Origin of the sequence: Shewanella marina JCM 15074 (genome assembly GCF_000614975.1) — a bacterium.
In the GTDB taxonomy this organism is placed as follows: domain Bacteria; phylum Pseudomonadota; class Gammaproteobacteria; order Enterobacterales; family Shewanellaceae; genus Shewanella; species Shewanella marina.
The window spans coordinates 42,192-54,649 of sequence record NZ_BALM01000002.1 but is presented as its reverse complement, the minus strand read 5'-3'; the positions used below and the strand labels follow the sequence as shown (position 1 = coordinate 54,649).

The 12,458-nt window shown below is 39.1% G+C and carries 12 protein-coding genes and 1 pseudogene; 6 read left to right on the top strand and 7 right to left on the bottom strand.

All coding sequences use genetic code 11. From position 1 onward, the window contains the following. Nucleotides 1-26 precede the first annotated feature (26 nt). From JCM15074_RS24685 to JCM15074_RS02160, 3 genes are all read left to right on the top strand, one after another. Nucleotides 27-569 carry a hypothetical protein gene (locus JCM15074_RS24685; protein ID WP_025819673.1) on the top strand — a complete coding sequence of 181 codons (543 nt, stop codon included), beginning with the start codon at nucleotides 27-29 and terminating at the stop codon, nucleotides 567-569. After that, a complete protein-coding gene (locus JCM15074_RS24680; protein WP_306302210.1) occupies nucleotides 467-994 on the top strand; it encodes a DUF481 domain-containing protein in 528 nt (175 codons plus the stop codon). Before JCM15074_RS24685 ends, JCM15074_RS24680 begins: the two co-directional genes overlap by 103 nt. A 287-nt stretch (nucleotides 995-1,281) precedes the next feature. Then, on the top strand, nucleotides 1,282-2,346 hold the full coding sequence (locus tag JCM15074_RS02160) for a DUF3083 family protein (RefSeq protein ID WP_025819671.1): 1,065 nt from the start codon (nucleotides 1,282-1,284) through the stop codon (nucleotides 2,344-2,346). 115 nt (nucleotides 2,347-2,461) lie between these two features. Here the strand turns inward: JCM15074_RS02160 and JCM15074_RS24675 are convergent. Further along, a pseudogene (locus JCM15074_RS24675) lies at nucleotides 2,462-2,672 on the bottom strand (transposase domain-containing protein); the annotation flags it as partial. Between the two features lie 250 nt (nucleotides 2,673-2,922). Between JCM15074_RS24675 and JCM15074_RS02155 the strand changes: the two are divergent. Further along, nucleotides 2,923-3,687: a metal-dependent hydrolase gene (locus JCM15074_RS02155; RefSeq protein ID WP_025819670.1), complete on the top strand. Its 765-nt coding sequence runs from the start codon at nucleotides 2,923-2,925 to the stop codon at nucleotides 3,685-3,687. On the opposite strand, the gene JCM15074_RS02150 is transcribed toward JCM15074_RS02155, so the two are convergent. After that, entirely contained in the window at nucleotides 3,653-5,137 is a 1,485-nt protein-coding gene (locus JCM15074_RS02150) for an alpha/beta hydrolase (protein WP_025819669.1), read from the bottom strand. The genes JCM15074_RS02155 and JCM15074_RS02150 overlap by 35 nt on opposite strands. A gap of 46 nt (nucleotides 5,138-5,183) precedes the next feature. Beyond that, nucleotides 5,184-6,014 carry an NAD(+) synthase gene (gene nadE / locus JCM15074_RS02145; protein WP_025819668.1) on the bottom strand — a complete coding sequence of 277 codons (831 nt, stop codon included), beginning with the start codon at nucleotides 6,012-6,014 and terminating at the stop codon, nucleotides 5,184-5,186. A 190-nt stretch (nucleotides 6,015-6,204) separates the two neighbouring features. On the opposite strand from nadE, the gene JCM15074_RS02140 reads away from it, so the two are divergent. Further along, complete coding sequence (locus JCM15074_RS02140; protein ID WP_025819667.1) at nucleotides 6,205-6,564, top strand: hypothetical protein; 360 nt, start codon at nucleotides 6,205-6,207, stop codon at nucleotides 6,562-6,564. On the opposite strand, the gene JCM15074_RS02135 is transcribed toward JCM15074_RS02140, so the two are convergent. From JCM15074_RS02135 to JCM15074_RS02120, 4 genes are all read right to left on the bottom strand, one after another. Beyond that, nucleotides 6,527-7,222 (bottom strand): 2OG-Fe(II) oxygenase, encoded by a 696-nt coding sequence (locus JCM15074_RS02135; protein WP_025819666.1) that lies wholly within the window; start codon nucleotides 7,220-7,222, stop codon nucleotides 6,527-6,529. The two genes, JCM15074_RS02140 and JCM15074_RS02135, sit on opposite strands and share 38 nt — an antisense overlap. Before the next feature lie 84 nt (nucleotides 7,223-7,306). After that, entirely contained in the window at nucleotides 7,307-8,254 is a 948-nt protein-coding gene (corA, locus tag JCM15074_RS02130; protein WP_025819664.1) for a magnesium/cobalt transporter CorA, read from the bottom strand. Between the two features lie 124 nt (nucleotides 8,255-8,378). Beyond that, nucleotides 8,379-8,690, bottom strand: coding sequence for a hypothetical protein (locus JCM15074_RS02125; RefSeq protein ID WP_148300716.1), 312 nt, complete (start codon nucleotides 8,688-8,690; stop codon nucleotides 8,379-8,381). A 155-nt stretch (nucleotides 8,691-8,845) separates the two neighbouring features. After that, nucleotides 8,846-9,826, bottom strand: coding sequence for a patatin-like phospholipase family protein (locus JCM15074_RS02120; protein WP_025819662.1), 981 nt, complete (start codon nucleotides 9,824-9,826; stop codon nucleotides 8,846-8,848). Between the two features lie 535 nt (nucleotides 9,827-10,361). On the opposite strand from JCM15074_RS02120, the gene JCM15074_RS02115 reads away from it, so the two are divergent. Then, nucleotides 10,362-12,413, top strand: a complete 2,052-nt coding sequence (locus JCM15074_RS02115) for an Ig-like domain-containing protein (protein WP_025819661.1) — start codon at nucleotides 10,362-10,364, stop codon at nucleotides 12,411-12,413. Nucleotides 12,414-12,458 lie beyond the last annotated feature (45 nt).

Genomic DNA, 12,458 nt, shown 5'->3' with positions numbered 1-12,458 from the left:
AATCGTCCCGATATTAGGAAGCTTGTATGACTCAGGGCAAACTCTCTTTATTTAGCATCACGCCTATTGCTAGCGCTATTTTAGGCTTATCACTGTCTTTTAATGCTTTAGCAAACACCAATCAACCAGACGCTATGGCTGGTATGACTTTGCCACAAGATAATAAATATGATTGGTTGCAGCTAACGTCATTAGAAGTCCTTAAGGGCGAACTTAAAAATTTGTATGATGACAAATTAGAGTTTGATAGTGATAACCTTGATACCATCTCAATCGATTGGGAAGACATCAAACAACTTAAAACAGCACAACCCGTAAGTATTGGTTTTACTGATTTAAGCACTAAAACAGGGATATTGGTTGTTAAAGACGGTCAAGCATTCTTAGATGGTCAAGCATTTGATCCTAAAAATATTATGACCATCATTCTGGCGAACAAAAAGAAGCTAACTACTGGTCAAATAAGATTACGCTGGGTGCTAACTTTAGAAGTGGTAACACAGATCAAATTGATTATAGTGCTATTAGCCATAACACTCGACGTACTACAGAATCACGTTTTAACTTAGATTATTTAGGTAACTACACCAAAACAGATAATCAAAGTACAACGAATAATCATCGTATTAACAGTAACTTCGACTGGTTTATCTCAAAGCAATTCTATTTGCGTCCTATTTTTGCTGAAGTTTATATCGATCCTTTTTTAAACTTAGATTATAAAGCCACGCTAGGTTCTGGTTTGGGTTATAACATTATCGATACCTCAAAAACTGAATGGAGCATCAGTGGTGGTCCTGCTTATACTTACAGCAAATATAAACAAGTAGAGCAAGATCAACGTCAATCTGATGGTAGTGCTTCATTTGTACTTGAAACCAGTTATGAGACTGAGATTAATAAAACAATTGATTTCAACACAAAATATCGTGGTCAATTTGCAAGTAGTGATGCCGGCGGATATAGCATCATGCAATCGCTTCATTCGAAGTAGAGTTAACTGACATTTTTGATTTAGATCTATCGTTTGTTTGGGATCACACCAATAGCCCACAAGCTAATTCACAAGGCTTGATTCCCGAACAAAATGACTATCAATTTATTGTAGGTTTTGGCATCGATTTATAATGCCCTAGCCTTTGCTCCAGCTAATTTAATCAACAAAAATTAGCTGGAAATTATTTACATAAAAATATCAAAACCTTGTTTGCGCGCAACATTTTTGCAGCATTTTTAAGTTAGAGTCTTTAAAAGAGATTAATTACTTACAAGGAGCGAGTAATGTCTGTTAGTCATCAACAGAAAGTCTATCTGCCACAGGATGCTAGAACCAATCAATATATTTGTGCTGAATTAAAAATCACTGACGAACTGATTAATCAGTATGAAGATATCAATCAATGCTATCGTCAATTAGCTAATCAAGTTTTTGAACTCGCAGAGCAACTTAATCTAACCAACTTACACGTTATCGCTAATGATAAAGTGCCCGTAGTTCGCTTTCATACTGAAGCTTATTGCATTCAATCAATTCGCAAAATCATCTTCTTTTACAATGCCAAGTATCACCAAGCTCAAAACTTATTTTTCACCCCAGATTACCGCGCTAAAAAAGTCAGATTACTGTTTTTAGCAACAGGTGAAGATATTCGTATGAACTCGGCAGCATTTCACGGCAAAGTACAAACGCTGGTTGATAAATTAAGTCAAACCATCCCAGATGACGTCACCATTAAGATCCGTGACCATCAACATATTACCTATGATCTATTTGCTAAAAGCAAAGGCAATAAAGCTAGCCACAGCTACAAACTACGTGGCGTGATCCCTCGTTATAAAGCCAGAGAATGTGAGTTACCAGACACCATTAATGCAATTAACTTCGTAGTCGCAAGCTTACCGATTAGTCGTCATTTGAAACAACTCCATACGCCCAAAGGTACTTATAACTACCAAGAGCTATATCAGTTTTTACAAGATAAGTTCACCACTGCGGCTGACATTCACCATTTTAATCGCATCGCCATGGTAGCCAATGGTCGCGTACCATTGGTACGTAACAGTAAGTTTGAAAAACCTAATAATAATGAGAATATTGATCTATTAGGATTTAAACCTAACGTCACTACACCGCAAATTATCAGCCTATGGCAGCCTGATAATTTAGTTGAATCGGCTTACTTCGTTATTGTTGCAGGCGATGAAAACTGCTCAAGTGAAGGCTATGGTCGCTTTATGAACCGTGTTGAAACCATGCTAAAGAGCTTTGCTAAAGAGATAGGTATGGATAAGGCGCATGAAGATTTAATGATCCGCTTCCACCAGCATCTAAGCTATCCAAAATAAATCCATCAGTCATAAAAAAGCCAGTAAAATGCCGCTCACTTAAGGTGAACGGCATTATTATTTTGGCATATCGTTAAGGCCTAGGTTTTACTGTTCTATCAGCGATATCAAGTTAACCAACAAAATCTTTCATTGGGCTATCATTACAAGTCGCCATATCAACAAGTCACCATACAGTGGACTTCAAGGCTGACTTGCGTTTACGCATAGTTTTCAATCAGAGAATATGCTTCATCAATTAGCTCAAGAGGGCGTAAATCAGCCAAATGTTCAATATCATTAGGCTTCCAATCATTGATGATATTAAGGGCTTGAGAAACGTTAATAAAAAATCAGAGTGTTAAAAACATCCGAATGTTGCCATCTTATAAAGATCAGTCAACGGCTAAATGATTGGCATTAGAACCTTAGAGTTCCTTTTAATACAGCTCCCTTTTTACAATAAAGTATAAAATTCAACCAACCAAACAATCACTTAGCTAGATTATTGATAAACAGTTGAATATTTAAGTATTTACTGATAATACTGTATAAATCAACAGCCATTTATCATTTTTTATTTATAGAGTTTAGCTTGTGGCCAATTTTTCGACTCACTTTACTGTTGCTGCAGTCACCTCAGGCCTTGCTGCCACAGCCCTCTTATCTGCACATCATATTTTACCCATTACCGCATTATGGTTAACCTTTATTGGCACCATGGGCGGATTATTACCCGATATCGACTCTGATCATTCAACCTCAATGAAAACCCTGTTTAATGTATTGGCGGGATTTTGCTGCTTTGTCGTCGTGTGTCATTTTTATACAAAAGTCACTATGGTCGAGCTTATCTGCTATTTAATTGCCACCTTTAGCTTTGTACGATTGGTGGTGAAGTCATGGTTTCAGGTGCTCACGGTGCACAGAGGCAGCTGCCATTCAATCGCTTTTGTTAGTCTACTTGGCATGATTACTGTGTGTATTAGTCATATTCTTGGCTATCAAGCAACAACGTCTTGGCTCACTGGCGGCTTTGTACTACTTGGCGGGCTAGTTCATCTTTTACTCGATGAAATTTATAGTGTCGACCTTTCTAATAAAAAGATTAAATCCTCATTTGGTACCGCACTAAAACCGATTTCACTGACCTATCCAGTGATCAGTTTTGCACAAGTGGTCGCGATTGTGGCACTCATTAGTTTTGCGCCTCAAATCCACTCTACCGTACAATTACTATCACATTGGCAACAGTTTCAATTCAAACCACATTGGCTGACACTGCATAATATTGAACGCTGGAGCGACAACTTAATCAAGTCAGCCGCTACAACCTTACAGGGTCAGCCGAACCACCTTTAGATAGACTTGTTGCCTGCAAATGATGACGCTGGATCTGCGTCATCATATAATCAAAAAAAGGATTCCATTTCTGCCTTAACATATCGTCAGCATGAACACTAAATATGCCTTTCTCCCCTAGCGCTGTCGCAATCCCTATCTGAATATGATCAACATCAGCAACTTGACCGCCATACAAGGGATCATCAATAGGGAAAGGCAAAGCAACATGGGATAGAGAATAAACATTCGCAGGCCATTTCAGATCTAATGCTTGCGCTCTATTACCTCGACTAAAAGCAAATGGCTTCGCTTGTACCGTTCGGGTTTTAGGTGAAACATTTTCAATTAGTACCCCTTTAAACTGATATTTCTTATCAGTTAACACCGGAATAAATTGAGTGATCGGATCATGACCGACCAGATCTTGATTAATCCAAGTCCGATTAATATCAAACAACACCAACTTATGTTTTTCATTTAAATGCGCATATAACCCATCCACTACGGCAATACTGGATACCGTCGCATCAGCCATAGATTGAAATGTTAATAATGGTGGAATGCGCTGCATCTGCCTTGCCGATAAAACGCTCAGCAATTGTTGATTTTCAGCCGCTAATTGATAAACCACATCGCCAGCATTGACAGCAAAACTGATATATTTAAATGGATCATACTCCATTTTGATACTGTTCCACTGCAGCTTATCCAGCCCTAATACACTACCAATACGAGATTGCCATTTCGCCCCAACAGCAATAGGAGGTAACCCCACGGCAGGTGAAATAAAACTCATGGCAGTAAAATCAGTAGGCCTATGTTGAGTGATATTAATAAGCTCATGATTAAGTGCTAATGCAGCACCTGTAGAATACCCCACAACAAATAGTGGTTTACCTGCTAATTGCTGCTTCATATGCCGAACGGTTAATCTGACTGCAGCAGTCAAATCTTGTGGTTCTAGCGATAATAAACCAGCCGGGATAGAGCCATGCCCCGGTAGTCTTAAGCCAACAATATAGGCATTTTTCGGCAATTGCTGCGCAATATTAGACATCGCATAGGGAGAGTCAGACATGCCATGCAATAACAGCACACCATATTCAGCATTATTGGGCGTTATCTCAAATGTTCGGTTCCAGTTCAGTGACCATATTGTAGGGTCCGATAAACTGCCATGATTATAGCGATTGATCGATTGCGGTGTTTTGGCTTGGCCTGCTTGATAGACGAGTTGTTCAAACTCATCAAATAACAGTGTTTCTTTGGCGATATAATCCTGAAAGTTGTTAACACCATTATCGGCTTTAAATTGATGTTGTAACTCTGAGGTATGCCATATTGCGAGATCGGTGCGGGAATTTAATAACCACACAGCAACAAGTAGCAGTGTAATAACGACACCACTGACACCGTAAATCAGTGCCAGTAGTATATGTTTTGATGGCGTTCCAATCCTTGTTCGCATTTTGCTCCCTGCAGAATGCAACGACTGATATTATCGTCGCAATAATTTAGTCATAAATCGTCACAATAGGCTGACGCTTATGTTGAGTTCGTTTGTAAATCGCAATAAGGCGTTCACTGACATAATCATCGACTACTTTGCCTTCAAGAAAGTCATCAATTTGATCATAGGTTAATCCAAGTGCGACTTCATCTTCAAGACCTGGCTTATCGTCTTCTAAATCAGCCGTAGGTGCTTTATGAACTAATATACTTGGTGCATCTAAAAATGCGCCTAACTGACGCACTTGACGCTTGTTTAAGCCAAATAATGGTGCAAAGTCACAGGCACCGTCACCCCATTTGGTAAAGAAACCAGTAATATTTTCAGCACTATGATCAGTTCCGGCAACTAAACCCCCCACAAGACCTGCCACTTCATATTGCGCAATCATTCGCATTCTGGCTTTAACATTGCCTTTAACAAAATCACTATTAATTGAATCAGGTACGCTAATATCTGCGTGTGTTAGAGCCTGACTCACTTGGTTGTGTATGCCTGTCACACCCGCTTCAATATTGATCGTGACCAACTTTGATGGCTGGATAAATTGGCAAGCTAACTGTGCTTCGTCTTCATCTTGCTGCACGCCATACGGCAGTCTAACTGCGATAAATTGATATTGTTTATCTGGGTATTGTTGATTTAACTGTTCAACGGCAAGCTGACATAAGCGACCGGTTACTGATGAATCAACCCCACCACTAATACCTAATACGATACTGTTACTATGCGACTCAAGAAGTTTAGTTTTAATAAAAGCAATACGTCGCTCTGCTTCATAAGCAGGCTCAATCGCCTTTAATACTTTCATTTCTCGTAATATCTGTCCTTTCACAATATTCTCCTAAACATACCTTACTAATTGCTTGATAGAAGTTATCAATCTAATGCGTGGCAGTTTAACAATAGTAAAGTGGTGCGCCCAGTTAAGATTTGATAATCATCACATAGTTTTAATCTAACTAGCTACTTTTGTAAGCATATGCCGTACCATATTTCAGTCATAGCTTATTAAGGTGAAGAAAATGTGGTGGCGTTATCTAATTATTTGTTTAGCTTGCTTACTTATCGGCGCACATTTTTTGCGCTTTAATCAACTCATATTTTGTGGCTTATCCGTTATCGCCCCCGTATTACTCGTGATCCGTCATAAAATCAGCTTTGCCATCTTGAAATATGGATTAGTCGTCGCTGCATTTGGTATTTGGGGGCTGAGTAGCTATCAATTCATGAGCTTTAGAATTGAGGCTGACCAACCATGGATACGACTCGCTTTAATCATGACCATGGTAATACTCTTTACGCTTTGGTCTGCATGGCAAGTACAAGTAATCGGTGAAAAAAAACTTACTTTAACTGACCGTAAAGCTGTTCTGCACGATTAAACATCAACCATGATGTGGCGATATATTTATCGCCACTTAGCGGCACATTGCCACGATGACTATGAGTAAAACCGGCGGGAGCAATCACCATGGTTCCCTGCTTAGGCTGGATCTTACGCTGTTGATAATAAAACTCCGTTTCACCACCTTGCTCAACATCATTTAAATAGACCATATAAAGCAATACTCGATGCAATGCTTCATTATTGGGTTGCTGAGGAAATTGCTCAGAATGCCAATGTGGATAGCCTCCCACACTTTGCTGATAATGTTGTAAGTTTATATTACCGCTACGGTAAAGGTACTTAACTAATGCTGCGGCTTTTTGAGTACCATGTTCTTGATAGTTATCTGGATTTAAAATAATCGTATTGCCTTGACCATCATCCACTCCAACCGATACCGCCCCCATTAGCGTTAACGCATATTTATTAAAATAATCCACCATATTGGTAAAACATTGCTGCAGTAATTGGTTTTTTAAAGGCGTTAACTCAACGTGGGCATCTAACATAATATCAATGCTATTTTTTTTGGCAGGATCCACACCATTCCCAGTTTGACCGGGTTGGCGAGCGGGATGAGTATTTAAGGTATTAATAAGTTGCTGACAGAACTCAGCAGACAAGGTATTAGGGTAAACTTCAATAAAATCCATTTCTCAGTCCAAAAAATAAGCGATTATTTTATGCTTACATATTTGGACTGAAAAATCATTAGTTGCGTTAATGTACTCGTCGAACTACAACCATCCTTTACGCTTAAAGAACAAATAGGTACCTACCGCACTACCAATCATCATCACAATCGCCATAGGATAACCATAATGCCAATCTAACTCCGGCATATATTTAAAGTTCATACCATAGCCACTGGCAATCACGGTCGGTGGCAGGAACATTACCGCAGCAACCGAGAAAATTTTAATGATTTTATTTTGCTGTAATCCGGTAAAACCCATTGCAGCATCAAGTAAGAAGTTTAATTTATCAAAAATAAACTGACTGTGTGGCATCAAAGATTCAATATCCGAAAGCATTTCACGCAGATCTTTTAAATCTTCTTCAGTTAACTGACCACGATAATAGCGCTGCATATAACGTAAAGAACGTTGCGTATCGAGCAAACTTAATCGAATTTTACCGTTCGAGTCTTCCTGAATCGTAATTAACTTGAATACATCATCAAGTTCACTACTTTCAAATACTTGCTGACCAACCTCTTCAAGTACGGTATACACGTCCTCAATCAAGTCAGATAAATAATCGACTTTTAAATTAAAAAGCTCTAAAAACAGTGCTTGCGGTGTAGTGACTTCAATGCGCCCTAAACGTAAGTAGTTTCGTAATAGGCGAATAAGTCCCACATCTTCTTCACGAATCGTCAGCAAAAAATTGGCACGTAAGTTAAATGATACGTTAACGCCTCTAACTTCCTGCCCTACTCGCTGCGGAAACAATGAGTTAATATGCAAACCGTCACTATTTTGATAAAAACGTGCCGATGCCTCAATCTCATTAATATCTTCTTCGTCAGGTACTTCTTCAACAGAAAATGAACTTAACCAATCACGCTCTTCATCATCTGGTTTATATAAATCCAACCAGATGGTCCCTCGGGGAAGAGTATCCTGTATATTCAGTTCAGTTATCGTAAGCTTACGATCTTCTATAACATATGCAGTAATCATTCTTCCTCCCAAAATCAAATAAGATTTCGCCTGTTTTATCGGTAGGATGCTAAAATTTGTGGCTAGTTTACCTGAACACTCAGTAATGAACAGAGTAAATGCGATCTAACGTTCAAATAACACGCTATTTTGCAATCATAATCCGCTCTTCAGACGAGAGCCTGATCTGAATACCGTCAATCGTGGTAATTTGATCCGCTAATATATCTTTTTTACGAACTTGGTAAACTTCAGCAACATCGGTAATCGGGTTGATAATACTGACTTGCACAACTTTATTATTGTCATACCAATTCCAACCAAATGCAGTCAGACCGATAAGTAAAAACAAAATCATCACAGCAGTAAAAATATAGCGGCGTAGCATGAGCTGACCTAATGACTGAGTAGTCACTTGTTTTGTTGATGTCGGCGCGGCATTACCTCTTTTAAACAAAAAAAAGCTAATCACCATAACCAGCAAAGTAACAACTATTTTAGTTAACACAGAAAACGCTCTAAAGTGATGAATATTCAAATTATATCATTCATCTTAGCATTAAGCGTACTGCCTCAGCTAACCAAGCCTTAATTTTGCGAACTCGGTATTAATTAGCTCGCTTGTTGAAGCGATTTAGTTTGCCAATGGGTAGAACTAACTACATTAGTACATGGCATTTGATGCGCTAAAAAATCAAGCTGGCCCATGCTGAGTAATTGACGCCCAACATCTTTACCAGCCAAATAATCATGCTCTAATTCTAAATCAGAGCTACCAATCAGCTTACTGGCCAAATTAACCTTAGGGAAAATCTGAATAATCTCAACGTCTTCTGGTGGATTTTCGATAAACCGCAGCGAACGACGATACACATTCTCGTGATGTACATAGTAATTAACCGCCTTAACGCATTGCTTACGGCTACGTAACCAAGATCTAAGTCGATGAAGCCACGGAGTCATCGCCTGCGAACCTTCAGGAATCGTCCGGATCACAACAATTTTTTTAGCTCCACGATTATAAGCTTCCTCAACCGGCAGTGGCGCTGACAAGCCACCATCAACATGATAATCACCCGCAATATTAACGCCTTTTTTATATAAAAAAGGTAATGCACTTGAGGCTTTCAATAAGGTTAACCAGTTATCATTGTTAGGACGGAAAAAATGCGCTTTATAATCGGTCACATTCGTTGTCGTAAATAACAGATCACGATCCTGAATCGCATTAATACCAGCTTTAACATTTAGCTGATATTTGGATTGTTTTACTTGATTAAAAAACCAATCAAGATCAACAGTATGACCACCAATAAATGAGCGTTTTAAATTAAAGAAGTGCTTATCTTGTGACAGCTCCATAATCGATTTATGGGCAAAACCCGCTTGCTTAGTCACATAGCTTGAAAGGTTTTGAGCCCCCGCAGAGGTGCCAATCAAAATTTCGAATGGATTAAAATTTACATCTAACCAGCTATCGAGTACACCCGCAGTAAAAATACCGCGTTGGCCACCACCTTCAGCAACTAAAGCAGTACCTTTAATTACAGAGGAATAGCGAGGGTCAACAGATGGTGTAGCAACAATGCTCATTAATAAGAGTTCCGGCTGAAGTAAAATTCGAGCCGCTACTCTAAAGTTTTTGTATCAAAATGTATAATTAGAAAAAGTAATCATAACGATAGAAAAACTTTATATTGCTTAAATATTCAACTTAGCTTCAATTTTATTGATGATAAACTCAAGTAAAATTGAATCAAAAAAAATTAAATTATTATTTTTCAACTAGATAAGATGTAACAGTAACAAGATAAATCCAAATTAACGATTAAAACTTAATTGTTCTATCAGATTAAACTTAGTTAATTTGCTCATTTTCGATTAAAAGTTTGAAGCAACCAATCACATAATTGAAATTTATATGCTTGCTAAATAGACCAAATAGCTATATCTCGCCATTACTCAACTTATTATACTAATTTACAAATATGCCAAGAACTTCTCATTGCTCCACCAAAAGGTTTGGGGAGCTAATAAGCATAAAACCTCAATATTTCAACCAATAACCATAATTCTAACGTACTACTTTTTGCGATTAATAGTGCCTATATGCACAAAAAGGATTTTTATGTTCTCAAGGATTGAGCTAACGACATCATTACAACATTGCAAATTCATTTTAGTGACGCTTTTGGCACTACTACTTAGCGCTTGTGACAGTCGCGGTTTTACCGAACAACCACTCAGCCGTGACGCTAAATTGCACATTATCCCCATTACCCAAGTTGATGGTACTCCAAATATTCTGACCCAAATCGGATTACCATTTCAATTTATTGCCGTAGATGAGATAGATGGCGAATACCGAGATGTATCCAATCAAGTCACTTGGCATTCATCCCAACCAAGCATAGCGACTATTGCTCAAACTCAAGCTGTTGGTATCACTAAGGGGGTGACCTTAATCCATGCTCAAATGGGTAAACGCATGAGTAATCAAGTCGAACTTACCGTCAAAGATGAGCCAATGTTGGTATTACAGATCAACACTAACGAAGATGATCATCCAATTGGTACCTTATACAATCAATTACCTGCAGGTGCTAAACAAAATCTCAAGGCTATTGCAACCTATGCCGACCGCACCAGTTTTGACGTCAGCCAGCAAGTTGAGTGGTTCTCAAGCGATAACGATATTCTTCAAGTGACTGATGCGACGGCGAATATGCTTGCGAAAGGTAATACTAATGTACACGCAACTTATTTAGGTTATGAAAGTAATACTCTACCCTTCATCGTCACCGATGCCACGCTTGAATTTTTAAAAGTCAGTCCGGCGATAGCATCAACTGCCGCACACAGTCATCAACAATTCACAGCAATCGCTACCTATTCCGATTACACCAGTCAAGATGTGACCTCGCATGTGACTTGGCACAGTACAAATACTGACATCGCCAGCATTATGCAAGGTGAAGCAGAAGCCTTAATGCCGGGATCTGCGCAAATTACTGCGTCATTGCAAACGATGACCAGTACAGCTGCAAATTTAACCGTCACAGACGCAAAATTGATTAAGCTGCAAATCACACCAACGGAACCAGAACTTAACTTAGGTGATGAACTCTTTTATAAAGTCAAAGCCATTTATGACGATGGTTCAACCGACGATATTAGCGACCATGTGTTATGGAAAAGCAGTAATAGTGATGTTAGCAAGGTTGTCGCCGCTTATGCTAAAGCCACAGCAGCAGGTCAAACCCAAATTAAAGCGCATTTTAATGGTATTGAAAGTAACACCTCAACATTAACTGTATCCGACCATCAATTAGTCTCATTACAATTGACGCCATCATTAGTGGAACTGGCACAAGGTACTCAAACAGAGCTTAAAGTTATCGCCACCTATGATGATGAGGCCACGTTAGATATTACCGACAAAGTGACGTGGCAAACTCATGATCCCGAAGTTGCGTTAATTAATCACGGTCATGTCTCCGCACTCAACGTTGGTCATGCCACTATTCATGCGGTATTTAATGAAATTGAAAGTAATGATGCGCAAATTACGGTTATCGACTCGACTGTTACAGCATTGCAAATTACCCCAGCAATTGAAACCGTTCCCATTAATAGCGCCGTTAATTATGTCGCCCAAGCTACCTTTAGTGACGGCAATATTACCACGACTCAAGATGTCTCTCATTTAGTTGCATGGAAAAGTTTGCATCATGATATTGCCACCCTTGCCCACGGTTCTGCTGTCGGCGTCAAACAAGGCGAGGCGAAAATTTTAGCGGTGTTAAATGAAACCTACCAAACTGCACACTTGACTGTCAGCGATAAGAAAATCACCGCACTACAAGTTACCCCTGCACAACACACCTTGGCTCAAGGTAACCGCAGCCAATATAGCGCCATTGCAACTTATGATGATAACAGCAGCGAAGATGTCACTGATTTAGCCAACTGGAGCATCAGTGACAACAACATTGCGACACTTTATTCAGGTGAAGTCGAAGCGGTTAGTGCGGGACAAGTGTCTATCAGCGCCAATTACCAAGATGTGAACAGTAACCAAGCAAGCTTAGTCGTTGAAGATATTTATCTCACTGCCATTCAAGTTACACCGGCGAATACTGAACTACAAATTGGTACGAATCAGACTTACCAACACTAGGTATTTATTCCAATAACACCAGTCAAGACATAACGAATTTAGTAC

Excerpts from the sequence above, each read along its gene's own strand:
- JCM15074_RS24685 (WP_025819673.1), top strand. The coding sequence starts at position 27 with ATGACTCAGGGCAAACTCTCTTTATTTAGCATCACGCCTATTGCTAGC.
- JCM15074_RS02160 (WP_025819671.1), top strand. The coding sequence starts at position 1,282 with ATGTCTGTTAGTCATCAACAGAAAGTCTATCTGCCACAGGATGCTAGA.
- JCM15074_RS02150 (WP_025819669.1), bottom strand. The coding sequence starts at position 5,137 with ATGCGAACAAGGATTGGAACGCCATCAAAACATATACTACTGGCACTG.
- JCM15074_RS02140 (WP_025819667.1), top strand. The coding sequence starts at position 6,205 with ATGTGGTGGCGTTATCTAATTATTTGTTTAGCTTGCTTACTTATCGGC.
- JCM15074_RS02135 (WP_025819666.1), bottom strand. The coding sequence starts at position 7,222 with ATGGATTTTATTGAAGTTTACCCTAATACCTTGTCTGCTGAGTTCTGT.
- corA (WP_025819664.1), bottom strand. The coding sequence starts at position 8,254 with ATGATTACTGCATATGTTATAGAAGATCGTAAGCTTACGATAACTGAA.
- JCM15074_RS02120 (WP_025819662.1), bottom strand. The coding sequence starts at position 9,826 with ATGAGCATTGTTGCTACACCATCTGTTGACCCTCGCTATTCCTCTGTA.
- JCM15074_RS02115 (WP_025819661.1), top strand. The coding sequence starts at position 10,362 with ATGTTCTCAAGGATTGAGCTAACGACATCATTACAACATTGCAAATTC.